Annotated in this window: 25 protein-coding genes; 5 read left to right on the top strand and 20 right to left on the bottom strand. The window is 58.8% G+C overall.

Going from position 1 to position 25,999, the window contains the following annotated elements; translation table 11 throughout:
- Nucleotides 1–17: 17 nt before the first annotated feature.
- From GOV79_RS07565 to GOV79_RS07555, 3 genes are read right to left on the bottom strand one after another with little or no spacing between them, the layout of a single operon-like run.
- The gene (locus GOV79_RS07565) at nt 18–749 is read right to left on the bottom strand and encodes an amino acid ABC transporter ATP-binding protein (protein WP_170789293.1); all 732 of its coding nucleotides are present in this window, start codon (nt 747–749) and stop codon (nt 18–20) included.
- Nucleotides 746–1,606: an amino acid ABC transporter permease gene (locus tag GOV79_RS07560; protein WP_170771907.1), complete on the bottom strand. Its 861-nt coding sequence runs from the start codon at nt 1,604–1,606 to the stop codon at nt 746–748. Before GOV79_RS07560 ends, GOV79_RS07565 begins: the two co-directional genes overlap by 4 nt.
- Nucleotides 1,607–2,434: an ABC transporter substrate-binding protein gene (locus GOV79_RS07555; protein WP_170771909.1), complete on the bottom strand. Its 828-nt coding sequence runs from the start codon at nt 2,432–2,434 to the stop codon at nt 1,607–1,609.
- A 320-nt stretch (nt 2,435–2,754) separates the two neighbouring features.
- Here GOV79_RS07555 and GOV79_RS07550 point away from each other — a divergent pair, with 320 nt between their 5' ends.
- Nucleotides 2,755–3,927 carry a CaiB/BaiF CoA transferase family protein gene (locus GOV79_RS07550; RefSeq protein WP_170789292.1) on the top strand — a complete coding sequence of 391 codons (1,173 nt, stop codon included), beginning with the start codon at nt 2,755–2,757 and terminating at the stop codon, nt 3,925–3,927.
- Nucleotides 3,924–4,634 (top strand): glutathione S-transferase family protein, encoded by a 711-nt coding sequence (locus tag GOV79_RS07545; protein ID WP_170789291.1) that lies wholly within the window; start codon nt 3,924–3,926, stop codon nt 4,632–4,634. The genes GOV79_RS07550 and GOV79_RS07545 overlap by 4 nt, the downstream gene beginning before the upstream one ends.
- Nucleotides 4,635–4,679: 45 nt before the next feature.
- On the opposite strand, the gene GOV79_RS07540 is transcribed toward GOV79_RS07545, so the two are convergent.
- The 11 genes from GOV79_RS07540 to GOV79_RS07490 form a co-directional block, all read right to left on the bottom strand.
- A complete protein-coding gene (locus tag GOV79_RS07540) occupies nt 4,680–5,777 on the bottom strand; it encodes an alpha-hydroxy acid oxidase (protein WP_170789290.1) in 1,098 nt (365 codons plus the stop codon).
- Nucleotides 5,777–6,331 (bottom strand): sulfopyruvate decarboxylase subunit beta, encoded by a 555-nt coding sequence (comE, locus tag GOV79_RS07535; RefSeq protein ID WP_170789289.1) that lies wholly within the window; start codon nt 6,329–6,331, stop codon nt 5,777–5,779. Before comE ends, GOV79_RS07540 begins: the two co-directional genes overlap by 1 nt.
- Nucleotides 6,328–6,834, bottom strand: coding sequence for a sulfopyruvate decarboxylase subunit alpha (gene comD, locus GOV79_RS07530; RefSeq protein WP_170771920.1), 507 nt, complete (start codon nt 6,832–6,834; stop codon nt 6,328–6,330). The genes comE and comD overlap by 4 nt, the downstream gene beginning before the upstream one ends.
- 50 nt (nt 6,835–6,884) lie before the next feature.
- The gene (locus GOV79_RS07525) at nt 6,885–7,295 is read right to left on the bottom strand and encodes a universal stress protein (RefSeq protein ID WP_170789288.1); all 411 of its coding nucleotides are present in this window, start codon (nt 7,293–7,295) and stop codon (nt 6,885–6,887) included.
- Nucleotides 7,296–7,318: 23 nt separating this feature from the next.
- Complete coding sequence (locus GOV79_RS07520; RefSeq protein WP_170789287.1) at nt 7,319–8,299, bottom strand: alcohol dehydrogenase catalytic domain-containing protein; 981 nt, start codon at nt 8,297–8,299, stop codon at nt 7,319–7,321.
- Nucleotides 8,296–9,057 carry an SDR family NAD(P)-dependent oxidoreductase gene (locus tag GOV79_RS07515; protein ID WP_170789448.1) on the bottom strand — a complete coding sequence of 254 codons (762 nt, stop codon included), beginning with the start codon at nt 9,055–9,057 and terminating at the stop codon, nt 8,296–8,298. The genes GOV79_RS07520 and GOV79_RS07515 overlap by 4 nt, the downstream gene beginning before the upstream one ends.
- The gene (hisD, locus tag GOV79_RS07510; RefSeq protein ID WP_170789286.1) at nt 9,050–10,357 is read right to left on the bottom strand and encodes a histidinol dehydrogenase; all 1,308 of its coding nucleotides are present in this window, start codon (nt 10,355–10,357) and stop codon (nt 9,050–9,052) included. Before hisD ends, GOV79_RS07515 begins: the two co-directional genes overlap by 8 nt.
- A 12-nt stretch (nt 10,358–10,369) precedes the next feature.
- Entirely contained in the window at nt 10,370–11,698 is a 1,329-nt protein-coding gene (locus GOV79_RS07505) for a TRAP transporter large permease (RefSeq protein ID WP_170771930.1), read from the bottom strand.
- 11 nt (nt 11,699–11,709) lie between these two features.
- Nucleotides 11,710–12,222: a TRAP transporter small permease gene (locus tag GOV79_RS07500; protein WP_170771932.1), complete on the bottom strand. Its 513-nt coding sequence runs from the start codon at nt 12,220–12,222 to the stop codon at nt 11,710–11,712.
- Nucleotides 12,223–12,334: 112 nt separating this feature from the next.
- Entirely contained in the window at nt 12,335–13,480 is a 1,146-nt protein-coding gene (locus GOV79_RS07495) for a TRAP transporter substrate-binding protein (RefSeq protein WP_170789285.1), read from the bottom strand.
- Nucleotides 13,481–13,504: 24 nt separating this feature from the next.
- On the bottom strand, nt 13,505–13,690 hold the full coding sequence (locus GOV79_RS07490; protein WP_170789284.1) for a hypothetical protein: 186 nt from the start codon (nt 13,688–13,690) through the stop codon (nt 13,505–13,507).
- Nucleotides 13,691–13,827: 137 nt separating this feature from the next.
- On the opposite strand from GOV79_RS07490, the gene GOV79_RS07485 reads away from it, so the two are divergent.
- Nucleotides 13,828–14,853, top strand: a complete 1,026-nt coding sequence (locus GOV79_RS07485; protein ID WP_170789283.1) for a LacI family DNA-binding transcriptional regulator — start codon at nt 13,828–13,830, stop codon at nt 14,851–14,853.
- Here the strand turns inward: GOV79_RS07485 and GOV79_RS07480 are convergent.
- Together GOV79_RS07480 and GOV79_RS07475 are read right to left on the bottom strand one after the other, a co-directional pair.
- Nucleotides 14,850–15,821, bottom strand: coding sequence for a LysR family transcriptional regulator (locus tag GOV79_RS07480; protein WP_170771940.1), 972 nt, complete (start codon nt 15,819–15,821; stop codon nt 14,850–14,852). The two genes, GOV79_RS07485 and GOV79_RS07480, sit on opposite strands and share 4 nt — an antisense overlap.
- Nucleotides 15,822–15,911: 90 nt before the next feature.
- Nucleotides 15,912–18,347, bottom strand: coding sequence for a GcvT family protein (locus GOV79_RS07475; protein ID WP_170789282.1), 2,436 nt, complete (start codon nt 18,345–18,347; stop codon nt 15,912–15,914).
- 182 nt (nt 18,348–18,529) lie between these two features.
- Between GOV79_RS07475 and GOV79_RS07470 the strand changes: the two genes are divergently transcribed.
- Together GOV79_RS07470 and GOV79_RS07465 are read left to right on the top strand one after the other, a co-directional pair.
- Complete coding sequence (locus tag GOV79_RS07470; protein WP_170789281.1) at nt 18,530–20,050, top strand: trimethylamine methyltransferase family protein; 1,521 nt, start codon at nt 18,530–18,532, stop codon at nt 20,048–20,050.
- 69 nt (nt 20,051–20,119) lie between these two features.
- A complete protein-coding gene (locus tag GOV79_RS07465; RefSeq protein WP_170789280.1) occupies nt 20,120–21,088 on the top strand; it encodes an agmatinase in 969 nt (322 codons plus the stop codon).
- On the opposite strand, the gene GOV79_RS07460 is transcribed toward GOV79_RS07465, so the two are convergent.
- The 4 genes from GOV79_RS07460 to GOV79_RS07445 form a co-directional block, all read right to left on the bottom strand.
- Complete coding sequence (locus GOV79_RS07460; RefSeq protein WP_170789279.1) at nt 21,085–22,059, bottom strand: arginase family protein; 975 nt, start codon at nt 22,057–22,059, stop codon at nt 21,085–21,087. The two genes, GOV79_RS07465 and GOV79_RS07460, sit on opposite strands and share 4 nt — an antisense overlap.
- A 51-nt stretch (nt 22,060–22,110) precedes the next feature.
- A complete protein-coding gene (locus GOV79_RS07455) occupies nt 22,111–23,700 on the bottom strand; it encodes an ABC transporter permease (RefSeq protein WP_170771950.1) in 1,590 nt (529 codons plus the stop codon).
- Nucleotides 23,693–24,730 carry a quaternary amine ABC transporter ATP-binding protein gene (locus GOV79_RS07450; protein ID WP_170771952.1) on the bottom strand — a complete coding sequence of 346 codons (1,038 nt, stop codon included), beginning with the start codon at nt 24,728–24,730 and terminating at the stop codon, nt 23,693–23,695. Before GOV79_RS07450 ends, GOV79_RS07455 begins: the two co-directional genes overlap by 8 nt.
- Before the next feature lie 81 nt (nt 24,731–24,811).
- Nucleotides 24,812–25,762 (bottom strand): ABC transporter substrate-binding protein, encoded by a 951-nt coding sequence (locus GOV79_RS07445; protein ID WP_170789278.1) that lies wholly within the window; start codon nt 25,760–25,762, stop codon nt 24,812–24,814.
- Between the last annotated feature and the right edge of the window lie 237 nt (nt 25,763–25,999).

Below are 25,999 nucleotides of genomic sequence, written 5' to 3'. Positions count from 1 at the left end.
GGGCGGGACCAATATGGTCAGAGGACCCGCGCAAGAAAGGCCTTGGTGCGTTCTTCTTGCGGCGCGGCAAAAAGTACCTCGGGCGGGCCTTGTTCCAGAATACGACCTGCATCCAGAAAGCAGACCTTATCAGCCAGTTCTCGAGCAAAACCCATCTCATGGGTTGCCAGCACCATGGTCATGCCCTGCTGTCGCAGATCGCGCAGCACATCCAGCACCTCGCCCACAAGTTCGGGATCAAGCGCGCTTGTTATCTCGTCAAAGAGCATGATCTGGGGCTCCATCGCCAACGCTCGGATGATCGCCACCCGTTGCTGTTGGCCACCTGAAAGCTGATCTGGATAGTGCCCCATCCGTTCGCCCAACCCGAAGCGGGCAAAAAGCTGCGTTACCCTTGGAAGCAGGTCTTGCCGGCTCAAACCACGTACACGACGCGGGGCCAGCATCACGTTCTCGGCTGCGGTCATGTGGGGAAAGAGGTTGTAGCTTTGAAATACAATACCGATTTTCTGGCGCACAGGCTGTGGGTCCAGCCCCGGCTCGGATATGTCCGCGCCGTCCAGCCAGATCGCGCCATCGTCAATCGGTTCCAGCAGGTTCATGCAGCGCAAGAGCGTCGACTTGCCAGACCCGGACGCCCCGATCAGACAGACCATCTCGCCCTCGGTCACGTCCAGATCAATGCCTTTGCAGACTTCGTGATCGCCAAACCGTTTGCGTACCCCTCGCAAGGATAGTTTCGTCGTCATGTGCGCGCCCGGTTCTGCTTGTTCATCAGATAATCTGCATATCGTGTGGCAGGGATGGTCAGGGCTAGGAAGATGAGCGCGGCACCGACATAGGGCGTAAAATTCGCGTAAAGCGATTTGTAGACCCCGGCCTGACGAAAAATCTCGACCGGACCGATGAAAGACAAAAGCGCCACGTCCTTCTGCAAGGCAATGAAGAGGTTCATATTGGCAGGAACAACGTTGCGGATAGCCTGCGGCAAGACCACAAAACGCATGGTGTCCTGATCGCTCAGACCCAAGGAGGCTGCGGCGGATCGTTGTGACTGATGGATCGAGTCGATGCCGGAACGGATAACTTCAGCCACATAAGCCGAGTAGACCAGCACCAGCGCCAAGGTGCCCCAGATATAGGGGCTGTTCCAGGGTCTCGGTAGGCCAAGGCCGGGCACCCCGAAGCCAATGATATAGATGACGAGAACCACCGGCAGGCCACGGAAGATATCCGTATACGCAATCCCGAACAGCCGAAGCGGAAACAGCGCCGGCGCGCGAGTGTCACGACACAGCGCAATGGCAAGGCCGGTGATGGCAATAAGCGGCGCGGACCACGCAAAAATCATCACGTTCAACAGAAAGGCCTCGAGCAGGCCCGGAAACGTCGCCGCAAAGACCCGACCGTTGAAAAAGGCGCGCTGTACAGCATCCCAGCCGGGGGCAAGCGGCACTAGCACCACAATGGCCAGCACCACGATAGCCGTTGAAGTCAACGCGATCCGGTTCGAGCGCCGCCGAATCCCGGCCTCATAGACCTCACGCCGCGTGGGCGCCGAGCCAGAGCGCTCGGTCGCCTTGTTCTGCACCGATGTTTCGCTCATTTATTCGATGACCGGAACACCCGTGGCCTCGGCCAGCCATTGGGCCTCGATGGCGGCAAGCTCGCCGCTTTCCGTTAGTTCAGATATCGCCGCGTCGACGCATTCCTTCAACGGGTTCCCTTCCTCCATCAGAAGTCCGAACTGATCGGGGTTTTCCGACTTGTCCGGCGGGAACTGACCCAAGAGCGCGCCGCCTTCCACCACCACGGCCGACAGATAAAGTGCCGTGGGCAGATCATACAGTGCGGCGTCGATCTGGCCCGCCATAATGGCGGCATTCACATCGGCATTGTCATTGTAAAGCAGCGGATCGCTGGCAGGTTGGATCAGGTCATTGAGGATCGGCAGTGCAGTCGTGGTGGCCACGGCACCCCATTTCAAACCCTTGAGGCTGTCCAATGTTGCTTGGGCGCCGTTGTCGACCACATTTTGAGTTGTCAGAACCGCCATGGCCGAGGCGTAGTATGGCAGGCTGAAATCGACCATTTCCTCGCGCTCGGCGGTGATCGAGTATTGCTGCATGTTGAAGTCAAAGTTCTTCGCGCCAGGTTGAATCGCCTCATCGAAGCTGGTGCGGACCCAGGTGACATCATCCGAGCTGAAACCCATTTTATCAGCGATGGCATAAGCAACAGCCGCTTCGAACCCCTGACCGCTTTCGGGCGCGTCATCCATCACCCAAGGATAATAGGCCGGGTTCCCAGTGGCGATGGTCAGCGTTCCTTCCACAAGTGTTTTGTCCACGGCACAGGCACCACCGCCTGCGGCATACGCCACCGTCGCAGAGACCATCAAAGCCAAAGCTGTGCTGGAAAGCAGTTTCATCAAATGTCTCCCTGTTTTCTGTTTGGCTACAGGTTCCTACAGGTAAAAGGCTTTGTCTAGTGCAGCGGCCGTCAAGACATTTGCAGCGCGAACGCAACAGATGAAGCGCTGCGCAGGGATGCCCGAAGAACGCCTGAGGCTTGTAACATGATGAGTTGCCAAGGCGTTTTCAGAAAACGGCCTCATAGGTGAGTATTTAGTCCACAAAACTGGTGCAAATGCAGCGGGTGCTTGCATATTGGACGACGACACCCCAGCTTTTTGCTCTACGTTCTGGCCGGTGCCGGAGTTAGCGTCGGCACGGGGATCAAAAGGATCTGGAGATGACACAAAGCGAAAACCTTCGGCGCAACGGGCCGCTGTCGGGCGTCCGGGTGGTGGATCTGACGGCTGTGGTCTCGGGCCCGATGAGCACGATGATCCTTGCGGATCAGGGCGCAGATGTCATCAAGATCGAGCGCGCCGAAGGCGATTTTACCCGCCATGTGGCCACGCGGCGGGGTGGGCATTCGGCCTCATACCTCAATAACAACCGCAACAAGCGCTCGGTAGTGGCGGATCTGAAGAACCCTGGCGATATCGAGATGATCAAGTCTCTGGTCAAAACCGCAGATGTGTTCATCCAGAATTTCCGCCCCGGTGTCGTGGATCGTTTGGGCCTGAGCTATGAGGTGTTAAGCGCTCTGAATCCGCGTCTGGTCTATATGTCGATTTCGGGCTTCGGGTTCGACGGTCCCTTGGCGAATAAACCGGTATATGACCCGCTGATTCAGGCTTTGTCGGCCTTGACCACGGTACAGGCCGGTTCGGACGAGGAACGCCCGCGTCTGGTGCGCACCATTCTGCCCGACAAGTTGACGGCGGTGCAGGCGAGCCAGGCGGTCACCGCTGCGTTGTTCGCACGCGAACGCACGGGGCAGGGGCAGAAAGTGACCCTGTCGATGCTGGACACGGTGACAGCTTTCCTTTGGGCCTCGGATATGAACGGCCACACGTTTGTTGGCGATGAGATGGAGAAAGAGGAAAGCCAGTCTTTCCACGACCTGATCTACAAGGTGAAGGGTGGGTATCTCAGCATCTCGGTCATGCTCAACAAGCATTGGGAGGCGCTGGCCCACGCCACGGGTCGCCTCGATATTCTGGAAGATGAACGGTTCAAGACCCCCGAATTGCGCGACATCAACCGCCATGCCCGGCTGGAGCTGACTCAGACTATCGTGCAGGAAATCGACCGTGACACCCTGTTGGCCGAACTAGAAAAGGCCGGGGTGCCCTGTGCCCCTGTTCTGACCCGGCAAGAGATGCGCCAACATCCACAATTGCACGCCAACGGGATGATCGTGGAATATGACCACCCCGCGGCGGGCCGATTGCGTCAAACCCGCCCTGCCGCCGTATTTCACGGCACGCCCGCAACCGATCTGCGCCCGGCGCCAGAGCTGGGCGAACATACAGACGCAGTGCGCGCGGAGGCGCAGTTAGGAGACGCCTCATGATCGACTTTTACTATTCTCCTACTCCGAATGGTTGGAAAGTGGCGATCATGCTGGGCGAAACGGGGTTGGAGCATCGCACCGTCCTAATGAATCTGCGCGCCGGAGACCAGTTCACGCCTGCCTTCCGCGCCATCAGCCCCAACGCGAAAATGCCCGCAATTGTCGATCACGACGCGCCTGATGGGCCGCAAACCGTATTCGAGAGCGGCGCAATTCTGCTCTATCTGGCTGAGCGGACGGGACAGTTCGGGCCGCAAACCCCGGCCGAACGGATAGCCTTTAACGAGTGGTTGTTCTGGCAGGCCGCCAACCAAGGCCCGATGGGTGGGCAGCTGAGTCACTTCGTGAATTACAGCCCCGAAGATCAGCCCTATGCCCATAAACGCTACAAAGGCGAATTCGAGCGCGCGCTGGCGGTGATGGAAACCTGGCTGGAGGGTCGGGATTATATGCTGGATCGCTATACAATCGTGGACATGATGTGTTTCCCTTGGGCCTTTATTGCGAAACCCTTGGGAGTTTCACTGGACGGGTTCCCCAATTTGGCCGCTTGGCGTCAGCGTATCAAAGCGCGCCCGGCGGTGATCGACGCGATCAACCTGCACAAGGACGCTCAGTTCTCGGGCAAGGCCACGGCTCAGCAACACGCCACCCTGTTCAACCAGTCCGCTGCACATCTGATGACCGAACCCACGAAGCCAACCTAGAAATTGGTGGTCAAAAAGCCTGGGCAGAAGAGTTCAGCCAAATGGTCAGGGGTTTAGATCGTCGATGGAAGTGGCCCCGATCTGAGCCATTGTGATGCTGAATTCATCGCTCAAGACGTCCCAGAGCTGATGCAGCCCAGCCTCGCCAGCGGCGGCGATTGCGTATTGCATGACCCGGCCGAAGAACACAAAATTGGCGCCGGAAATCATAGCCTTGACTGCGTCTTCACCCGAGCGTAGCCCGCTGTCGTAAAACAGCGGAAATTCCGGCCCAACGGCATCTCGTATCAGGCGCAAGGCGTCAAAGGCGGCTGGGGCGCTGTCCAACTGTCGTGCGCCGTGGCTGGACACCTGAACCGCATCGGCTCCGGCGGATTTTGCCGCCAGCGTGTCTTCGGGGTGTAAAATACCCTTCAGCACCAAGTTTCCGTCCCATTGGTCACGCAGGCGGGCCAGCGTTTCCCACGTGGCTTTGGCCCGGCTTTCGGTACGGTCGAACTCGTAACCTTCCATCAGGAAATTGGCCATCTGAGGCTTTCCCGACCGCAATGTGGCCAAGGACCAGCGAGGATGCATCGCAAAGTCCAGAAACTGCTGTGGACCGATGCGGAAGGGCATCTTGAACCCGTGGCGCAGTTCGCGCGGTCGGCGACCCACTTCGGGGACATCGACGGTCAGCACAAGGGTCTTGTACCCGGCTGATTTTGCGCGATCGACCAGCTTGAACGTTCCCGCGCCGTCTCCGCTAAAATAAAGCTGAAACCAGGCGTGCCCTTCGGCAATCTCGATCAGCTTCTCCATAGGGGTCGAGGCGACGGTCGATACACCCAGAGGTATGGCATAACGCGCCGCCAACCGTGCCAGCATCAGATCGGCACCGGGCGCGGACAGGTTGCACATGCCCATCGGTGCAATGCCAAAGGGGCGCTGCGCGGGCTTGCCAAAAAGTCGCGTTTCCAACGTCCGCTCGCTGACATCTCGCAATACCCGTGGACACAGGGTCATGGCGTCCAGTGCCGCGCGATTGCGTATCGCACCTTGTCCGGTACCGGCTGCGCCATCTATGTAGTCGAACACCATCCACGGAAGGCGCCGCCGCGCCAGACGACGGGCATCTTCGGCACTGTGGATGGTGGCTAGCATCAGGCCATCACGGCTTTCATAAAGCGGTCGCGGATGACGACTGGGTCCATCGAGATCGGCGGCATCTTGGCGTTTCCGCTTTCGCATTTACACACGATGATGGTCATCTGTTTGGCATCCAGCGCCTCTTGCAGCACCCGGCCGGTGTCTTCGGCCTGACACTCGATCACGCGCTCGCAGCCTGCCGCCTCGGCCATTTTCGTTAGCGAGGTTTTCTGTCCCGCGTAGGTCGGTTGATCGCCGGTCGAGCCGTAAGAGCCGTTGTCGACGATCACCAGGATGTAATTGTCGGCTACGTTGTTGGCGATGGTCGGCAAAGTGCCCAGATTGGTCAGGACCGAGCCATCACCGTCGATGACTATCACCGGTTTGGGCTGAGACAACGCCAGGCCCAGGCCGATGCTTGAGGCCAGACCCATTGTCCCCAGCATATAGAAATTGCTGGGTTGATCGTCGATGGCGTGCAATTCCTGACTGGGAATACCGATATTGCAGACCACAAGCTGATCACGCAGGATCGGAGCGATTTCTTTCAAAACGTCAGAACGGATCATTGGTCGCCGTAGCCTCCCCAGAAATTGGCGTCGGTCAGAATGGCGACCGGTTTGTTGCACATGAAGGTGTATTTCAGGATCGCATCCAGTTCCTCGACATCCGCCTGATTGTGAAAGTGATAGGTCGGGATATTCAACTGTGCCAGCAGCGCCTTGGTGTGCACGGCCATTTCCACCTGACAGGCGATGGGTTCGCGCAGCTCGCCCCGGTACGAGATCAGCATGGGCAAGGGCATCCGGTAGTACTGGATTAGCGTGGCCAGCGTATTGATCGTTACCCCGATCGCGGTGTTCTGCATGATGATCGCAGGACGCTTGCCACCCATCCATGCGCCCGCGCACAGGCCCATGCCCTCATCTTCCTTGTTAGAAGGGATGTGGTAGATGCTGTCATGGGCGTCAATCTCGGCAATAACTCCGGCCAGTTGCTTGCACGGAACGGTGGTGACGAACGAGATATCGTTGGCCACCAGGTCATCCGTGATCTTCTTGTCTATGTTCATATCTTGTGTGTCCGTCCTGTATTGGGCGCTTTGCCAGCGCGATGAGCTGTTTAGGTTCGGCGATGCACATGCACTGCACAGCCTGCATGGCGCACGACTCGTGACGCCGTTGAGCCAAGGAAATAGTCGCTAAGCCCCGGTTTGTGCGATCCGATGACAATGCAGTCAAAGCTGTGTTCATTGGCGAAATCAATGATGGTACGCGCGGTGTGGCCTTTGATGATTTCCGGCCTCACGCCCTCGAGCCCCGAGACCTTGTCGCGCAGCAAATTCAGCGCGGCGCGAAAGCCTTCATCTACCACATCCTTGTCCAGATACGCGCTGACCGAACCCTGCGGCATCTCATAGACATGCAAGGCCACGATCTCGCAGCCATCGGCGGCCAATGCGCGGGCCACCTGCAAGGTGTGGGGTGAAATGTCGTGATCCAGCGCCATGGGCACAAGAATTTTCTGATACATGAATGCCTCCGTTTCTGCCGGGCCTATTCCCACGGCGTGAGGATGATCTTGGGCACGGCCACCGATCCGTTGCGCAACTGACGGAACGCATCGGCACCTTCGGACAGGGGCCGCATTTCGATCCAGTCCAGTGCGCCCAGCCTGCCATCAAAAATGGCACTTGCGGTTTGGCGGAAATCCTCGACCGTATAGGTATAGGTGCCGATAAATGTGATTTCCTGCAAGGTCATACGGCGTATGTCCAACCCGCCGCCCCCGTCGCCCAGGCCGACATGAGCGATCACACCCCCCGGTTCGACCAGGGCCGAGGCAGCCTGGCGCGTCGCTGCGAAGCCTACCGCGTCGATGACCAGTGGGAATGTCTCGGTTGTTTCTGCTCGCAGGTTAAAGGGGCAAATACTCGCCACATAGGTGCGTCTGGCGTCGTTGGGTTCCGTGATGGTGACATCGCTGACACCCATTGCCTTCAGCGCCAGCGCTGCGGCCAACCCGATGGCGCCACCGCCGATGACCAAGGCGCGCCGATCCATCGCGGGATGCAGCGCCTCCAGCCCTAGCCGGGCCGTGTGCCAGCTTACTGCCAGCGGTTCGGCCAATGCTGCTTTGGCCAGCGGCACGTCGTCAGGCACCGTCACCAGATTGCGGTCCGGCATGGCGATGTATTGCGCAAAGGCCCCTTCGCGGGGGGGCATCGAGATGATCTGGCGGTTGGGGCAGATATTGACCCGGCCCGATTGGCATGCCGTGCAGGTGCCGCAGTGGACCAGAGGGTTGATAGTCACCCTGTCCCCATCGCGTGGGCCGCCCACGATTACCCCGGCGGCTTCGTGCCCCAGGATCAGCGGCGCAGGACGTCGCGCATCGTGCCCCAGATAGGCGTGCATGTCCGAGCCGCAGATACCCACCGCCTCGACCCGGATCAGATGTTCGGCATCCTGCGGCGCCGCGTCGGGCATATCCCGATAGGCCACGTGTTCCACGCCTTCATACACCAGTGCTTTCATTTTGCGGTGAACCCCCCGTCAACCATCAGGACCTGTCCGGCGACATAGTCCGAGGCCTTTGAGCATAAGAAAAGGATCGGCCCGTTGATATCCTCCATCCGTCCGTTGCGCCCGATACAGGTCTGGGCGGCGTTGCGCTCGGCCCGTTTGGCGTCGTCGAACACGGCTTGTGTCAATTCGGTCGGAAAAAATCCCGGCCCGATGGCGTTGGCGGTGATACCGTGGGGCGACCAGGCCTCGGCCATAGCGCGGGTCAACTGGCCGATCCCGGCCTTGGTCGCACCATACGCGATGCCGCCGGGAAAGGCGCGGGTGGTTTGCAGAGACGCGAAGGTGACGATGCGACCCCAGCCCTTGTCTTTCATGGCAGGCACCAGCGCTTGGCTCAGGAAAAACGGTGCACTCAGATTCAGGGCCAGCGTTGCATCCCAACCCTGGCCGGTCACGTCATCTGCCGCTTCGCGGGTGTTGATTCCAGCGGCGTGAATCAGAATATCCGGCGGTCCGAAAGGGTCCGAGATATCTTGCGCCACCGCTTCGATCTGGTCCCTATCCGCGATGTCGGCGGCGACCATGGCCGCGCTGTTACCAATCTCGGCGACCAGCCCGGCCAAAGCATCGTGTCGACGGGCTACAGCCACGACCCTTGCTCCGGCGGCTGCCAGAACCTTGGCCGCTTGCCGCCCAAGGCCGGAACTGGCGCCGGTGACACACGCAACCCGACCGGTCAGGTCAAAAAGCGCGCGCGGGTCATCCATCTGCGGACAGGTCGAACTGTTCATCGGGGAAGTATTTCGCCAGCCGAACATCGGCAGCGCGGGCGTGGCCTTCCATGCCTTCCAGTCTTGAAATCCGCGCAGTCGCAATGGCGATGGGCTTCGACCCTTCGCGGGTGGCCCGCTGCCATGTGACGATCTTCATGTATTTGTGAACGCTCAGCCCTCCGGTATAGCTGGCCGCGCCGGAAGTCGGCAGGACGTGATTGGTGCCGGTGGCCTTGTCGCCATAGGACACTGTCGTTTCCTCACCCAAAAACAACGAGCCGTAGCAAGTCAGCCGATCCAGCCACCACTCCAGATCCTCGGCCTGCACGGTCAGGTGTTCGGGCGCGTAAGAGTCGGAACAGGCGGCCATTTCCTCTCGGTCGCCGCACAGGATCACCTCGGCATAGTCGCGCCACGCGGCCGAGGCATTCTCTCGGTTCAACTCGGGTAGGTCTTCGATCAGGGCGGGCACCAGCTCCATCACCTTTTCCGCCAAAGCCCGGTCATCCGTCACCAGCCAAACGGGTGAGTTGTAGCCGTGCTCGGCTTGACTGACCAAATCGGTTGCCACCACATGCGCGTCGGCGCTGCTGTCGGCAAGGATCAGACTGTCTGTGGGACCGGCGATCATGTCGATGCCGACCTTGCCATAGAGGATGCGCTTGGCCTCGGCTACGAACTGATTGCCCGGGCCCACAAGGATATTCGCGCGCGGCAGGCCGAACAGGCCATAGGTCATCGCGGCCACGCCCTGTACCCCGCCCATGGCCAAGATGCTGTCGGCACCGCAGATATGGGCGGCATAGACAATGGCTGGGGCCACACCTTCACCGGGACGCGGGGGCGAACAAGCAGTGATATGACGACATCCAGCCACCTTGGCTGTGGTCACGGTCATGATTGCGCTGGCGATGTGGCTGTAGCGCCCGCCGGGGACGTAGCAGCCTGCCGCGTCCACCGGGATCGCCTTTTGGCCTGCGGTCACGCCTGGTACGATCTCAACCTCGACGTCCGACACGGTCGCTTTCTGGGCCTCGGCAAATCGGCGCACGTTGTCATGGGCGAAGCGGATGTCGGCCTTCAGCTTCTCGGGCACCAATGCAATGGCGGCGTCAATCTCGGCCGGTGTCATCAGCACATTGCCTTCGAACTTGTCGAACTTGGCGGCGTATTCCAGCGCCTTGGCATCACCACCCGCCTCGATTTCGGCAAGGATCGTCTTGACCGTGTCGTGCACTTCGGACGCATAAGATTGCGCCGTCAATGTCGCCTTTTTCAGATAGTCACGGGGCATGGTCAGCAGGTCCTATTGGTAGATGGCAGGAAGCAATGTCGTCGACACCGCCGGTACATAGGCGATCAGGATTACCACGATCAGCATGGTCAAAACAAAGGGCACGGCGCGCGCCGCGATTTTTAGAATTGATTCTCCGGTTATCCCGGAAACAACGAACAGGTTCAGACCCAACGGCGGGGTGATAAAGCCCACGCCCAATGCGGTGATCATCATGATGCAGAACTGAATCTCGTTCATCCCGATATTGTCTGCCAGAGGTTTCAGGATCGGGGCGAGGATCACGATATTCGGCGTCGTCTCCATCACGCAGCCTGCCGCGATGAGGATACCGATCATCAGCAGGATCAGCAGATAGGGGTCATCGGTCAGCGAGGTGACGGCCGTCACGAACCCCTGCGGTACGCCCATGATCGCCAGTGCCTCGGCCAGTGGAGCCGAGAAGGCGATGATCGGCAGGATCACCCCGTTCACCTTGGCGGAACTGACCAGCATCGACGGGAAATCAGCCAACGTCAGCGTCCGCAGGATGAAGCCCATGATGATGGTGACGACGACAGCGGTCGCACCGGCCTCGGTGGGCGTCAGGCGGCCCGAGAAGATGCCGTAGAAGATGATCCCCGGCACAATGAACGCGTACCAGCCGGATTTCAGCGCCTTGCCCAGATTGGCCAGCCATTCACCCATGGTCATCATGCCGCCGCCCTCATAGGCGTAGATGCGGTTCATGATGATGTTGGTTACAAGGATCGAGACAAGAATGGCCAATCCGGGGATGAGGGCGGCCAGAAACAGGGTCGAGGCCGAAATACCCAGCACAAGACCGATGATGATATAGGCGATCGAGGGCGGGATCAGGATGCCGGTACAGGCCCCAGCCGCGACCAGCGCACAGGCATAGGGGCGGGGATAACCGCTTTCGACCAGCCGATTGATCGTCATTCGGCCCACCGCAGCAGCGCCCGCCGCGTCCGAGCCCGAGATCGCCGCGAACATGCCGCAGACCAGAACAGTGGCCGAGCCAAAACCACCCTTGGCGAAGCAAGTCAACGCCTCGGCCACGTCCAGAAACTTTCGCGACAACCCCGTGCGTACCAGCACGTCCCCGGTTAGGATGAACAGCGGTACGGCGGTCAGAGCAAAGGCGTCGATGCCAGTGAACAGACTTTCGCCCACAAGGCTCAACGGCAGGTCGCCGGACATGACCAGCATCACGATGGCGGCAGTGCCGATGGCCGCCCAGACGGGCACAGCCAAGGCAATCAGACCAACGAACAGGATCACAGGCAGGTAGAAATCCCATCCAAGTTCAACGGTTTGATTAAGAGAACCCCAAAGCATTACGTGTCCCCTCAGTCAAACAGCTTGTCGCCTTCGAAGACGGGCGTGCCGTCCCTCAGGCATTTAATGTCGCGCATCAGCGACTGGATCAGCCGCCAGATCATCAACCCAAAACCGGTAGGTACGGCCATCAGGAACCACACCTTCGATACCCGCAGCCCGTCCGTCACCGACCCGAACTTGGCCGAAACATGCACCGCCTCATACGACCAGTAGAGCGCGATGACCGCCACGCCGAACATAACCAGATCGCCAAAGATATACAGCAGCGCCTTGGGACGCGGCCCGAGGTAGTGCATGATCACGTCGATGCGGATATGGGCGCGTTCCTTTACGGCTGCTGCTGCACCGATCCAGGCAAGGTAGATGAAAGAATAGCGGACGATCTCTTCGCCCCAGATCGACGAGAAAGCGAAAATCTCACGCCGAAGAACCTCGATGGCCATGGTGATGACCAGCATCACGTAGAACACCAGCAGCAGCCAGCGCTCGGCGTTGCGGTCTATGTTTTGAAGTAGGGTCATCTGTTCCCTCGGCAAAAGAGCAACCGGGCCATAGCCTTCTGTGGCGGGCCTGCTTCAGGTCCGGCTGCTTTGGAAGATCGCGGGCTCACTCGCGGCGCCCGCCGCCTGTCTGTTAAGCGTCGTGGACGTAGTATTTGCCCTGCGTGCCAGCGGCCTCGACCAGCTTTTCGAACGCGTCCATCGACCCGGCAAGCTCGGTCTTAAACGGATCCCATTCGGCGTTCTGATAGCCGCCGACGCTTTCCCATTCGGCCAGTTGATCGGAACTGAGCGAGTGGAACTCGACCCCCGCCTTGTTCAGCTCGGCCATGGCGTAGGCGCGGGCCGAGGGCACTTTGGCCAGGTTCTGATGCGCGGTCATTTCGGCACCCCACATGATGCCCTCCTGTACGTCAGGCGGCATCGAGTTGAACCACTCCAGATTACAGGAATAGACCTGACTGTCCGGCACCGCCTGCGTGAAGGTCACATGGCTGAGGATATCCTTGAAGCCGAACACGAACAGTGCGCCCACTGACGGGTCCAGCGCATCCGCCACGCCTTGCTTGATGGCCGAGGGGGTCTCACCCCAGGCAACCGGCGTCGGGTTTGCGCCCGCCATACGGTAATATTGCTGCAGCATCTTCGAGCCCGGAACGCGGAACTTCACACCGCTCATGTCGCCCGGCGTGATGATTGCATTGCCACCCTGACGCACCGCAACCACGCGCGGGTCGATCACAACGTAGAACAGAGCCTTGAAGCCGGCGGCCTCGACCTTGGGATGCACCTCGTTCTTCCAAGTATCCGAGGTCACGAGGTTGGTGAATTTCTGGTTCGAGCCGCACAGATAAGGCATGTTGATCAGGTCTACGGTCGAGGCAAACGGTGCAAAGTTCGACAGCGAGTGCTGCGCGGCCTGAATTGTACCGCCCTGAACCTTCTGCACCAGCGATCCGCCCGCACCCAATTGCCCGCCGGGGGCCAGCTTGACATAGACCTTGCCGTTTGTGGCGTTCTGGATGTTTTCCTTCAGGTCCAGCTGCATGATTGGATAGCTGCGCGACGCACCCAGCACATAGGCCGTGGCGATGGTCATCACGTGATCGGCCGCGTTTTCACGCTCGCGTTCTTCCTTTGCGGTCTGCGCGGCGGCCTCGGATGACCACAACACTCCACCGGCCCCGGCGACCAGGGCTGCCGTGAATGCCCCCGTGGCGCTGAGCTTCAGGAAATTGCGGCGCTCGGCCGACGCCAGTTCCAGTTTATCCTTGTTCATTGTTTGCCCTCCCAAGCAAAAAAGTCAGCCGTCGCGTTCTGCGTTGCGATCAGCCTCCTTTTTCAGAATTGCGACAACGAACAGGATCGACGCCGCGAACAGAACCATCATCTCTCCGACGTCGCCGAGAAATGCGCCACCCGCAAAAGCGCCCATTGCGACGTTCGCAAAGTAGATCACGAAGACGATAACGGATGCGGTCAGGAACATGTCTTGGGCTTTCTCGAGATTCGGTTCAACATCATTTGTAAGCGCTTACATGTAAATTGCAAGCGCTTACATAATTGCTTTCCTACGGCGGCCGTTGCGTCTAGACTTATTGGCAAAGACAAATGGCAGGATTGGGAATGTCAAAACTTCGAACGGCACCGACACTGGACGATGTCGCCAAAATGGCCGGAGTTTCGACCGCAACCGTTTCGCGCTGTCTCAATACCCCCGACCGGGTGGTCAAGGCGACGCGCGAACGGGTGCAATCGGCCGTTGATGCGCTGGGTTACATGCCTAACTTTGCGGCAAGGGTCATGGCAGCGAAGCGCAGCCTGACCGTCGGGGCCATCATTCCGACGATGGAGAACGCGATTTTTGCGCGGGGTCTGCAGGCCTTTCAGGAAGAGCTGCACACACACGGCTATACACTGCTGGTCTCAAGCTCGGCCTACAAACCCGAAATTGAAGAGGAGCAGATCCGCACCCTTATCGCGCGGGGGGCGGATGCGTTGTTGTTGATCGGGCATGATCGTGCGCCGCAGATTTACACAGAGCTGGAGCGCCGCAAAATCCCGGCCCTGATTGCGTGGTCTTTTCTGCCGGACGCACAATTGCCGTCGGTTGGATTTGACAACCGCGCCGCCATGGCCGAACTGGCCGACCGGGTGATCGGTCTGGGTCACAGGCGGATTGGCGTGATTTCGGGCATTCGGTCCGGCAATGACAGGGCGCGACTTCGGATCGAAGGAATAGAACAGGCGGCAACCCGGCATGGTATTTCACATTCGGACCTGACGATCATTGAAACATCTTATGAAATCGAAAATGGCGCCGCGGCGTTCGATAGGTTGATGTCGCAGAGCGTTCGGCCCACCGCAGTACTATGTGGAAACGATGTTCTGGCTGTTGGTGCCCTGCATCGGGCCCGGGAAATGGGTTTGAACGTGCCGCGCGATGTGTCCATCACCGGGTTCGATGACATTGAACTGGCCCGCATCGTCTCACCGGCTTTGACGACCGTTCACGTCCCGCATCGGGAAATGGGGCGCAGGGCGGCTATGGAACTGGTTTCGATGTTGGAACAACAGTCAGACGGAACCGGATCAAGGCTGGATACGCATATTGTCGAACGTCAGTCGTTGGGCCCACCGGCGAAAGGCTAGGCTGCCTCGCCTTCCATCGTCCGGAAGTCGTTCTTTAGCCAGCCATGGCTTCCCGCCATCGGCTCGGTAAAGTGTTGGCGGATCAGTTGAGTCATGACCTTCTGGATCAGTTTCGAAGTTGTTTCAGGGTACACTTCCGTCGTGAACAGTGAGACCGTCCGCACAAAGTTCCGACCCGGAAACGGAAGCGCTTTTACGCTGTCATGGAACCGTTGAGCCCGGTGAAAACATGCGGCCGTCGTGATTGCCCAGCCGCTGCCTTCGGCGACCAGCCCGATGATTGAATGATTACACTCCATCTCGAACCGGTTGGGCAGGTTGTATTTGCTGCGGGTTAGCTGAATCTCGATCTGCTTGCCGATCATGTAGTCCCGAGAATAGCGCAGCAGGGGCAATTCCGCGTCCGGCTTCAGCAGGTTTTCGGGCGCACCCTGATAGGACATTGGTAAAATCACGATGAATGGATCGCGCATCAGAGGGTATTCGATCAGCCCCTCGGTCCGTTCCGACGGCCGCGTGGCCACCCCGGCGTCCAATTTGTGTTCCTGAAGGTTAGCGAGAATCTCGTGACTGGGGCGAGTGTAGTGGCGAAAACTGCAACGAGGTAGCGCCTGCGCCAGAAAGCGGAACAAATCCGGCGCGATCTGATTGTCGAAATCGTCAATCAGAGCTAGGCGCAGATCGGTTGCGTGTTTCCAGTTACCGGATCGAATTTCGGCTTCACCCCGTTTCAGCACGGTCAGTCCGTCGCGCACATAGCGGGCAAAGACCTCACCAGCTGGGGTCAGGCCCATTGGTCGCCGACCATGGTCGACCAGCTCAACCCCCAGCGCGGCTTCAAGGCTGCGCAGGTGGTTGGAGACAGTGCTGATCGACAAGCCGGTCTCGGACGCAGCCTGTTGGATCGACCCCGACTTGGCGACCAGACGGAACACTTCCAACCAGCGCAGGCTTAGAGCTTTGGACACGTGTAACACCCGTTGTTTCGATTTCCTCGAAACAAAGCCAAGCAAAGTTTTCGACCCACGGCAACGGGAAATTCGCCAGAGAGGATGAAATCAGGCCTTCACCCGGTCAAACCCCGGATCGTATGGGGATGGCGGAATGATCGTGGCGCGCACGATCTGTCCGCAGGAATCCAGATCGATCTCGGTTCCGACTTCGGCTAGCGCTGGGTTCACAAACGCATGTGCGAGGTTCAGGCCAACCCGATGCCCCCATGCGCCCGAAGTGACAGTGCCGACGACCTGACCGTCTTGTATCAGTGACGCGCCCGGATGCGCAGGCTGGTCAGTAGCCTGAAGCTGCAAGGCGACTAATTTTTTGCGCGGGCCGTCAGATTGTCGTTTCAGCAGTGCATCACGGCCGATGAAGTCGCTTTTGTCCAGTTTCACAAAGCGCTCCAGACCGGTTTCAAAAGGATCGAACTCTGTGATCAGATCGGCCTTCCAATGCAGAAAGCTTTTCTCCATCCGCATGGATTCAACCGCGCGGGCGCCAAACAAGTTCAGCCCGTGCGCTTCACCCGCCTGCCGTAGCGCCAGATAGGCTGCATAGAGCGAAGCGTTGGGGACGTGAATTTCATAGGCCAGTTCACCGGAAAAGCTAACCGCCATCACGGTGGCCGGGGCGAACCCAACATAACATTCGCGCAGGCTGAGCCACGGGAAGGCCTGCGCTGACCAGTCGCCCCGCGCGCAGGTCGACAGAACATCGCGCGACTTAGGGCCTGCAAGGATCAGAATAGTCTGGTCGTTGGTCAGGCTTCGCAGCTGCACGTCTTCACCGGCCCGGATATGGCGGGTCAGCCAATCCATGTCATGGAACTCACTGGCCGCTGCTGACCCGTACCAGACCCTCTCGGGCCCGCGGTCACTGGCGGGCAGGTTGGCAACTGTGGCCTCGGCCTTGATCATGCCATGGTGGTTCAGAAGATAGCCCAAACCGACCCGGCCAGTCTTCCGCGTGACAGTGCCGCATAGCATCCGATCCAGGAAACTGTGCCGGTCAGCGCCGGTGATTTCAATTCGGTTGAAACCGTTAACCTCGGCCAGCCCGACGCCGGCCTGCACGCTGGCAACCTCGGCGGCGACCAGATCAAAGGTTTCGTCAAAATCGAAACTGAGGGCGTGGGTGAATTCAGGAGATGGCTTGATATAGTCCACCCTTTCCCATCCGTTGATCACCGTGAACTCAGCCCCTTCGGCCGCTAGCACCGGTGTCAATGGCGTCGTCTTCGCCGGTCGTCCGGCGGGGCGGTGTTCGTGGGGGAAGTGAAAGCGAAACTCATTCTGGTAGTCTTCAATGGCTTTCAGAGCGGTCAGTTCCACATTCGCATGCCCGGTAAACCGGCGCGGATCGAGGCACCATGTGTCATAGCATGCCTCACCATGCACGATCTGCTGCGCCAACAGCCAACCGTGGCCGCCGCCTTCGCCCAGACCTGCCCGCAGGCCGATGATGCAGAATGCGTTGCGCTTGCCGGGGATCGGCCCGACCAGAGGCGCGCCGTCGATGGTATAGGTGATCGGGCCGTTGACCACGGTGTGAACCCCAGCCTCCATCAGGGCTGGCATGCGGGCAAAAGCGCCCTCCAACACGTCGGTCACCCGGTCCAGATCATCGGGGCAGAGCGCATTGACGAAATTCGGGTCGATCCCGTCCATGCCCCACGTCTTGCAGTTTTGTTCATAGAACCCCAGCAACAGCCCGTTCTTTTCCTGCCGACAATAATAGTCGCTGATCGGACAGCGCAGCAGGGGCATGCGGTGCCCCGCATCACGGATGGCGGGGATCTCTTCGGTCAGAAAATACTGATGCTCCATCGAGGCGACGGGATGATGCACACCCATCATCGCACCGACTTCATTCACGCGGTATCCGCAGGCATTGACGACAACATCGCAGTCAATGTCGCCATGTTCTGTGTGTACAGTCCACGTGTCGTCGCTGTGCTGGGTCAGGGCAGTGACGGGTGTGTTGCGATAGACCTCGGCCCCTGCTTTTCGGGCGCGACGGGCCAAGGCCTGACACAGCTGCGCCGGGTCGATATCGCCATCAAGCGGGTCCCAAAGTCCGCCGATCAGGTTTTCGGTCGAGATCAGCGGATGCCGCCGCGCGCATTCCTGTGCATCGATCACCTCAAAATGCACATCCATCCCGCGCGCCATCGAGGCAAAGTGGCGATAACCCTGCATCTGCGCCTCGGTATTGGCCAAACGGATGCCGCCATCGCCGTGGTGGTAGTTGATCGGATAGTCGGGGTCTTCGGCCAACTCCTTGTACAGCCGGATCGAGTGTGACTTAAGCCCTACCATCGTCTGGTTCATGCCAAAGTTCGTCACCTGGGCTGCCGAATGCCATGTTGTGCCTGATGTCAGCTCATTCCGTTCTACCAGAACAACGTCGGTCCATCCTTCCTGTGTCAAATGGTAAAGTGTTGAACACCCGGCGATCCCGCCGCCGATCACAACAGCTTTGGTGCGAGACTTCATCGGCAATGCTCCTTTTGGTACAAAGCCAGTTTTGCGTAAGAACGAAGCAGCGCGACAACAGAGGTGTTGTCAGTGTGGAAAAATCGAAACGGCGATTGAGGATATTGATATTCGCAGTTCGCTTTTGCGAATGGCTGTGATTGCCGATTAGGCTGGCCGAAAGATAGGCAGCAAGAGGTACGATGCCAGCAGAAAGCGGTAAGCGAAGCGGTCGAAAAGCCCGGCACGCGCAGCGCGCGGCCAGGCCGGTTATCGACCCCTGTCCACCCGGCCAGAGGGGCGGGGCGTTCAAACCTCTGTCACCGATAGAATTGGACCAGATCTTTGAGACAGCTTTGCGTCTTCTGGAGACGCTTGGCATGGGCAATGTGCCCGATCGTCTTGCCGCGGATTTGCGTGCAGCCGGTGCCCAGCCGAGAGATCGAGAGAGGCTGGTCTTTCCACGCGCCATGGTGCAGCGGTCGATTCAGACGGCCGCCAAGACATTTACCTTTCATGGCCGCGACAAGGTGCGCTCGATCGAAGTAGGCGGTGATAGCGTGTATTTCGGCACTGGTGGCGCAGCCGTCCAGACGCTGGATTTGGAGACCGGGTTGTATCGCCCATCAACCCTGGCCGATCTGCATGACTTTACGCGTCTGCAAGACATGCTTTCCAATGTCAGCTGGTTTACGCGCTGTTGCGTGGCCACGGATGTGCCAGACGTGCGCGATCTGGACATCAACACGGCCTATGCGCTGCTGCGCAACACGACTAAACCTGTGGCGACCTCTTTCACGCTGGCCGAAAACGTAGCTCCTATTGTTCAAATGCTGGACATTGCGGCTGGTGGGCCAGGCGAATTTTCCAAACGGCCTTTTCTGAAGGCCCATATCAGTCCGGTGATCTCACCGCTGCGCTACGGCGAGGATGCGGTGGACGTAGTCTATGAGTGCGTCGCCCATAACATCCCGATGTCCTGTATTACAGCCGCCCAAGCGGGGGCAACGGCACCGGCAACGCTTGCAGGGTTTCTGGCCCAGTCACTGGCCGAAACATTGGCTAGTCTGGTGATGGTCAATACAATCCGTCCCGGTTTTCCGATGGTGTTCTCGAACTGGCCCTTTGTCGTAGATCTGCGCACCGGAGCGTTTGCCGGGGGCAGTGGCGAGACGGCGATTTTGAATGCTGCTTCCGCGCAAATCACCAACTGGCTAGGCTTGCCATCCGGGGTGGCGGCGTCAATGACCGACGCCAAGGCCATTGACGCGCAATACGGTGTTGAAAAAGCGATGACGTCTTTGGCCGCCGCTTTGGCGGGAGGGAACTTGATCTATGAAAGTTCGGGCATGACGGCATCCCTGCTGGGGGCCAGCTTCGAGGGTTTTGTACTGGATGATGAAATGCATTCCCACACATACAGGGCTTTACGCGGAATCGAAGTAACCGAAGAAAATCTGGGTTTCGAGGCGATATGCCAATCTGTGCTTGGGGACGGCCATTTTCTGGGCAGCGCCGAGACTTATGCAGCGATGGAGCGCGATTATTTCTATCCGTCGCTGGCCGACCGGAATGAACCCCGCACCTGGCAAGAAGAAGGCGCAACAGACGCCTGGGCTGCTGCGCGGGAAAAGGCCAAAGGCATATTGGATACCCATCATCCTGAATATCTCACACCTCAGCAAGACGCCGAAATCCGAGGGCGCTTTGATATTCTGATCTGAACCGTTCCGGCCATTCCCAAGTCTGATGTCAGCGGCTAGGGTCGCAGTATGACAGGGTAGAGGCACCACATGACCAACTCTTTTTTTCAGCCGGTTTCGGCGATGGATCTGGCCCGGTTTGCAGGGATTCCGACGTTCATGCGCTTGCCGGGCATGACGTTGGATCACGAACGCATCGCCGAGGTCGAACTGGGCCTGATTGGCATCCCGTGGGACGGTGGCACCACCAACCGCCCGGGTGCACGGCATGGGCCTCGTCAATTGCGCGACTATTCGACGATGATCCGCGCAATGAACCCGGTGACAGGTGTTGCGCCATTCTCGCTGGTCAATTGTGCTGATCTGGGGGATGTCGCGCCAAACCCAGTGGATATTGAGGATACGCTGAACCGCGTCACGATGTTTTACGGCGACTTGCACGCGCGCGGCATTACTCCGTTGACGGCCGGGGGCGATCACTTGACCACCTTGCCGGTGCTGCGCGCACTAGCCGGGTCTGGTCCGCTGGGTCTTATCCAGTTTGACAGCCACACGGACCTGTTCGACACCTATTTCGGTGGGCACAAGTTCACCCATGGCACCCCCTTCCGGCGCGCGGTTGAAGAAGGGTTGGTGGACCCCAAACGCTTTGTCCAGGTTGGCATTCGTGGCACCGCCTATAACACCGAGGATATCGAGTGGGGAGAGGGGCAGGGTATCCGCATCATCCGTATCGAAGAACTGTTCGACCGCGGCATCGGCGATGTGATGGCCGAGGTGCGCAGTATTGTCGGTGATGCGCCGACCTATTGCACCTATGATATCGACTTCGTCGACCCCACCTTTGCCCCCGGCACCGGAACGCCCGAGATCGGCGGCCCAAACAGCTTTCAGGCCCAGCAGGTTATTCGGGAAATGTCTGGGATCAACCTCGTAGGGGCCGATTTGGTTGAAGTTTCTCCACCCTTCGACGCTTCGGGCAGCACCGCGTGGCTGGGGATATCATTGATGTTCGAACTGCTCTGTGTTCTGGCGCAAGCCGTGGACGCCCGCCGCTAGCGGACATTTTCGGCGATCATCGAGATCATCTCGAACATCACTGCCGCTGCCGTTAAAGCAGTGATGTTGTTGGGGCTGTCCTTGGTGGGCATCATGCAGACGACGTCTCCGCCGACGATATTCAGCCCGCGCGCGGCCCGCAAAATCCCCACGGCTTCGTCAATGTCGAAGCCCTTCTCGCCGGGTTCCAGATTGGACACCGCGGGCGCGACGGTCGGGTCGAGGCAATCCAGATCGAAGGTGATATAGACCGGACGGTCGCCCAACACTTCGCGCGTCTGCGCCACCACGTCCTCCAGCCCGCGCTGGCGGAATTCGCGCATGGTGACGATGTTGTAGCCATAGTCATAAGACGGTTGCAGCCAGTCTAGACTGCGCGGGTGACCTCGCAGACCGATCTGCATAGACCGCGTTGGATCAACTTGCCCCTGATCGGCCAGGTAAGCGCCCCAATGGGCGGCCGATTTCTTTGCGCCCAAAAAGTGATCGACCTTGGTAAATACATCCGTATGTGCGTCCAGATGCAGGAAGCTGATCGGCTCACCTTTAGCCAGTTGACCACGCCCCAACGCCTGCACGATGCCGCCGGTGATCGAGTGGTCTCCGCCCACTGATACGGGCCGCGCGCCTGCTGCGTCGATGTCCTTGAAAAATGCCGTGATACGCTCGATGCAGTCCTCGTTGTCATTCGCGCGCGGAAAGGGCACGTCGCCCACATCTGCGATCTTTGCGCTGCTCCACGGGTCAATTTCGAATAGCGAATGCACCCGGCGTTGCACGGCCGAGACATGGCGCAACGCGCGGGGACCAAGGTGCTGATCCCGCTCAGTCGTGCCGTTGCCGGTGGAATGGGGGACGCCGACCAAGGCGATGTCCTGACCCTCGGCCCCTGTATTGGGACAGCGAAACAGGGTCGGTACGCCCCACCAATAGAGGTTATCCATCATCGACTGTTCATAGCGGTCGGTCATCTGCGTCCCCTTAAAAGGAAAACGCCCCCGGCTGGCGGGGGCGTTTTGTGTTTAGATTTTCTCGTCTTCTCGCCGGAAGGCCCCCTGCACGATCCGGTCGATGACCATGGCACAGAACAGGATGGCAAAGCCGCCCAGCAGACCCGGACCCTTGGCCGCATATTGCAGCGCCTCAAGGATTTCCTTGCCCAGACCGCCGCCGCCAATCAGCGAAATGATCACCACCATCGACAGGCACATCAGGATGGTCTGGTTCACCCCGGTCATGATCGAGGGCAGCGCCAGCGGAATCTCAACATCCTTGAGCAACTGCCATTTCGAGGCACCGAAGGCCACGGCAGCCTCTTTGATGCTGTCGGGCACGCCTCGCATCCCCAGCGCCGTTAGGCGGATCACCGGCGGCATGCCAAAGATGATCGTGGCCAGAATGCCCGGCGGATTGCCAGTGCCAAAGAAGGCGATGATTGGTATCAAATAGACGAATGCGGGCAGCGTTTGCATCAGGTCCAGCACCGGTTCAGCCGCACGGTAGGCCCGTGCTGATTTGCCAAACCAGATACCCAACGGAATGCCGATTACCACGCAAAGCAACACGGCAGCACCAACCAGGGCCACAGTCTCCATCGCGACATCCCAGTAACCCAGAAGTGCGATGTAAGCCAAAGACGCGGCAGTAAAGATCGCCACGCGCGGCCCCGCCGCACGCCACGCGGTGACGCAAATCACTAACATCACCACCGGCCACGGCGATCCGATCAACGCCACCGTCAGCGCATCCAGGACAGAGCGGACCCCGGCAACAATCCCGTCGAACACATCCCCGCCCGCAAGGGCTGCGGCGTCGATCTTGGCCTCCATCCAACTGGCAAGGCTTGAGAACAACGTGCCGCCATCTTCACCCAAAAACAGTGCCGAGACCTCTTTTTCCGGGAATGCGTCCAGCATCGCAATCGACGCATTGACAGTGAACTTATAGACGATCAGCGGCGCGATCGCTGCTACAAGCACTGCGCCCAGAACTGTGTTGCGCGTGGACCGGCCGCTTTCCGTACTGTCGGGATCAATGCGCCATCTGGAATACTGTTTTTCATAGATGCGATCAGCGTAAAGGCCCTGTATCAGCTTGAATACAACGAGCATGACCAGACCGGTGAGCAGGATTCCCGTCGCTTCGGCCTGAGCAGCTGCCGCCCGTTCCAGACTGGTATCTGCTGCCTTCTGGATGTTTTCAGCCAAACGCGTGAACCGATCGATATCCGACTGCTCGGTTGCGTTTGCTGCGCGTTCCAACAACTCGGCGGCACGGTCCAACTGTCCGGCTGCCCGGTCCGAAAACTCGGCCCCCGGATTGCCCCATGCGCCGCGCCCGATCTGGACCCATGCGATGATCTCAAGGATCAAAAACGCCCAGAACATCCCCCAGATCGCGCGGGAGGCTGACCAGAGCGGACCCAGCGCTGCCGCCCATTTGTTGAAGGTATTGGGCATTGCGCTGGTCGCGTCGTGAATTTTGTGGAACGCGTTTACATAATAATCTCCGTTCGGGCCGGCAAATTCCTGAATGGACTTGTCCAAAGCTTCGCGGTCGACTTCGATGTCGGAGGCTGCTGTTACTTTTACCTCGGCGGTTGCATCAGTCATTTTTGCCCCCCTGAATGCCGCGCAGCAGGCGCGGCTTGGTCACGACACCGATGTCATTGCCCGCATCCGTGATGACGACGGGCAAATCAGTTCCCACTGCCAGATCAATCAACTGATCCAGATCCGAGCCTTCATCCGCGCGCGGGGCGCCATCAAGTGGCCCGGCATAGCTGTCGATCGGCTCCATGATCGAGTGCGCCTTGACCAGTTTGAGTTTCGAAATGCCCTGAACGAACTCACGCACATAATCGTCGGCGGGGTTCATCACGATGTCTTCCGGAGTGCCGATCTGAACGATCACACCATCCTTCATGATCGCAATCCGGTGGCCGATGCGGATGGCTTCGTCCAGATCGTGGGTGATGAACAGGGTGGTCTTTTGCAACTGCGCCACAAGCGCCTTGAACTGGTCTTGCAATTGTAGCCGGATCAATGGATCCAGCGCCGAGAAGGGTTCATCCATCAGCAGGATCTCGGGGTCCGAGGCCAACGCCCGGGCAATACCCACCCGCTGTTGCATCCCGCCAGACAGCTCTTTGGGCAAACGATCCTCGTAACCGGTGAGGTTCACAAGGCCGAGCGCATGGTCCGATACTGCCCAGCGTTTGGATTTAGATATTTTTCTGATCTCAAGCGGGTAGGCGACGTTATCGCGCACGGACCTGTGCGGCATCAGCGCCATGTGCTGGAACACCATTCCGATCTGCTGTGCCCTGATACGGCGCAGCTCGGACTCGGAAATCTTCGAAACGTCCTGCCCTAGAATTTCGATCTTCCCGGCGGTCGGCTCTATCAGCCGATTGACATGGCGCACCAGCGTCGACTTACCCGAGCCGGACAGGCCCATAATGCAGAAAATCTCTCCTCTGGGGACTTCGAACGTCGCACCTTGGACGCCGACCACGCAATTAAATCTTTCCAGAACTTCGGGTTTTCCAATTCCTTCCGCCCTAACAGCAGCCATGGCTTCCTCGGCGCGCGCGCCGAATATTTTCCAGACATTTTCTAGTTTTACGACAGGTTCGTCCATATGTCCCTCGTGCGGCGAAGTTTCGCCCGCAGATATGCAAAGGGCCGCCGGGAAGATCTCGGCGGCCCGGATATCTGCGACTTAGTTTGTCAGCCACCCGATGACGGTGTCTTCGTTGTCGTTTACCCACTGACGGGCAAATTCTGCGGCTTCGATATTGTCAACGGCCAGTGCCTTGCCCATTGCGCTCAGGTCATCGCCACTCATCTGATAATTGTTGAATAGAGCTGCCACCTCAGGAAAGATCTCTTCCAGCTCCTTGGCATAGTGCAGATGCAGTGTGGCCCCGTTCCAGGCCGAGGATGCCTCGGATTTTTCCAGCCAATCCGGGTCGTCTGTCGGCTGCACGATGGTCCAGGTTGCCGGATCATGCGCGGGCTCTTCCAGAACAGTCAGATCCTGCGTGACAAAGATATAGTGCGGGCTGTAGCAGAACCCGATCCACGGATCGCCTGCCTTCGCCGCGTTTGCCAGATTGGCATAAGCGATGGTTTCTTCATATTCGGTCAGATCGAAAATCTGGTCATAGCCATAAGACTTGGCCCGGATTTTCTCGACCACGGTCGAAGCCCAGCCCGGCGCACCGATCCACACCTCGGGGGTTCCGTTTCCATCCGTGTCAAAGATGGCCATCTTGTCCGGATCACTGAGGTCGTCGATGGACTTGATGTCATATTTTTCGGCGGTGGCGGTGGGCACACACATGCCCTGTTCAGCCTGCACGGGGTTCTGGTTCATCACGACAGTTCCATTGTCTTTGACATAGGTGTCGTGCAGGTTTTGCTGGTTCGGCATCCAGACTTCGGGATGGACGTGCATCGATCCGCTGTCCATCGCCTCAAATACGATAGGGTTGGTGCCGTTTTGCAGTTCAACATCCAGACCGAGGTTTTCTTCGATAACAACCTCAAGGATATGGGCTGTGGCATTGACTGACGCCCAGTTTGGAACGCCGATAACAATATCTGCGGCCATTGCCGGTCCGGCGATCACCACGGATGCGCCCCCCAAAAGCGTTGTAAGTTTCTTCATCTGATTTCTCCACGTTGGTCGTTTTTCTGTTGGTGTTGTTATGAGTATTAGCAGGGTCGTTTCGCCCTTTTAGGTTTTTGGGAAAGCTGACCTTTCCTTGGTTTGCGGCCAAAGGCCATCTGCGCCGGGTGGCCAGAAAATTGAAACACGCCGGTGTGCCGCCCATCAAGTGTCAGAGACGACAAACTGGCGTATCCGAAATTATCATAAATTAGATTCGGAATTTTGCGAATTTGG

This window comes from Ruegeria lacuscaerulensis, assembly GCF_013034745.1.
In the GTDB taxonomy this organism is placed as follows: domain Bacteria; phylum Pseudomonadota; class Alphaproteobacteria; order Rhodobacterales; family Rhodobacteraceae; genus Ruegeria; species Ruegeria lacuscaerulensis_B.
This window is presented reverse-complemented; position numbering and strand designations above follow the sequence as displayed.

Coding starts and splice junctions, on each gene's coding strand:
- GOV79_RS07565 (WP_170789293.1), bottom strand. CDS start 749: ATGACGACGAAACTATCCTTGCGAGGGGTACGCAAACGGTTTGGCGAT.
- GOV79_RS07560 (WP_170771907.1), bottom strand. CDS start 1,606: ATGAGCGAAACATCGGTGCAGAACAAGGCGACCGAGCGCTCTGGCTCG.
- GOV79_RS07550 (WP_170789292.1), top strand. CDS start 2,755: ATGACACAAAGCGAAAACCTTCGGCGCAACGGGCCGCTGTCGGGCGTC.
- GOV79_RS07545 (WP_170789291.1), top strand. CDS start 3,924: ATGATCGACTTTTACTATTCTCCTACTCCGAATGGTTGGAAAGTGGCG.
- GOV79_RS07540 (WP_170789290.1), bottom strand. CDS start 5,777: ATGCTAGCCACCATCCACAGTGCCGAAGATGCCCGTCGTCTGGCGCGG.
- comE (WP_170789289.1), bottom strand. CDS start 6,331: ATGATCCGTTCTGACGTTTTGAAAGAAATCGCTCCGATCCTGCGTGAT.
- comD (WP_170771920.1), bottom strand. CDS start 6,834: ATGAACATAGACAAGAAGATCACGGATGACCTGGTGGCCAACGATATC.
- GOV79_RS07525 (WP_170789288.1), bottom strand. CDS start 7,295: ATGTATCAGAAAATTCTTGTGCCCATGGCGCTGGATCACGACATTTCA.
- GOV79_RS07520 (WP_170789287.1), bottom strand. CDS start 8,299: ATGAAAGCACTGGTGTATGAAGGCGTGGAACACGTGGCCTATCGGGAT.
- GOV79_RS07515 (WP_170789448.1), bottom strand. CDS start 9,057: ATGGATGACCCGCGCGCGCTTTTTGACCTGACCGGTCGGGTTGCGTGT.
- hisD (WP_170789286.1), bottom strand. CDS start 10,357: ATGCCCCGTGACTATCTGAAAAAGGCGACATTGACGGCGCAATCTTAT.
- GOV79_RS07505 (WP_170771930.1), bottom strand. CDS start 11,698: ATGCTTTGGGGTTCTCTTAATCAAACCGTTGAACTTGGATGGGATTTC.
- GOV79_RS07500 (WP_170771932.1), bottom strand. CDS start 12,222: ATGACCCTACTTCAAAACATAGACCGCAACGCCGAGCGCTGGCTGCTG.
- GOV79_RS07495 (WP_170789285.1), bottom strand. CDS start 13,480: ATGAACAAGGATAAACTGGAACTGGCGTCGGCCGAGCGCCGCAATTTC.
- GOV79_RS07490 (WP_170789284.1), bottom strand. CDS start 13,690: ATGTTCCTGACCGCATCCGTTATCGTCTTCGTGATCTACTTTGCGAAC.
- GOV79_RS07485 (WP_170789283.1), top strand. CDS start 13,828: ATGTCAAAACTTCGAACGGCACCGACACTGGACGATGTCGCCAAAATG.
- GOV79_RS07475 (WP_170789282.1), bottom strand. CDS start 18,347: ATGAAGTCTCGCACCAAAGCTGTTGTGATCGGCGGCGGGATCGCCGGG.
- GOV79_RS07470 (WP_170789281.1), top strand. CDS start 18,530: ATGCCAGCAGAAAGCGGTAAGCGAAGCGGTCGAAAAGCCCGGCACGCG.
- GOV79_RS07465 (WP_170789280.1), top strand. CDS start 20,120: ATGACCAACTCTTTTTTTCAGCCGGTTTCGGCGATGGATCTGGCCCGG.
- GOV79_RS07460 (WP_170789279.1), bottom strand. CDS start 22,059: ATGACCGACCGCTATGAACAGTCGATGATGGATAACCTCTATTGGTGG.
- GOV79_RS07455 (WP_170771950.1), bottom strand. CDS start 23,700: ATGACTGATGCAACCGCCGAGGTAAAAGTAACAGCAGCCTCCGACATC.
- GOV79_RS07450 (WP_170771952.1), bottom strand. CDS start 24,730: ATGGACGAACCTGTCGTAAAACTAGAAAATGTCTGGAAAATATTCGGC.
- GOV79_RS07445 (WP_170789278.1), bottom strand. CDS start 25,762: ATGAAGAAACTTACAACGCTTTTGGGGGGCGCATCCGTGGTGATCGCC.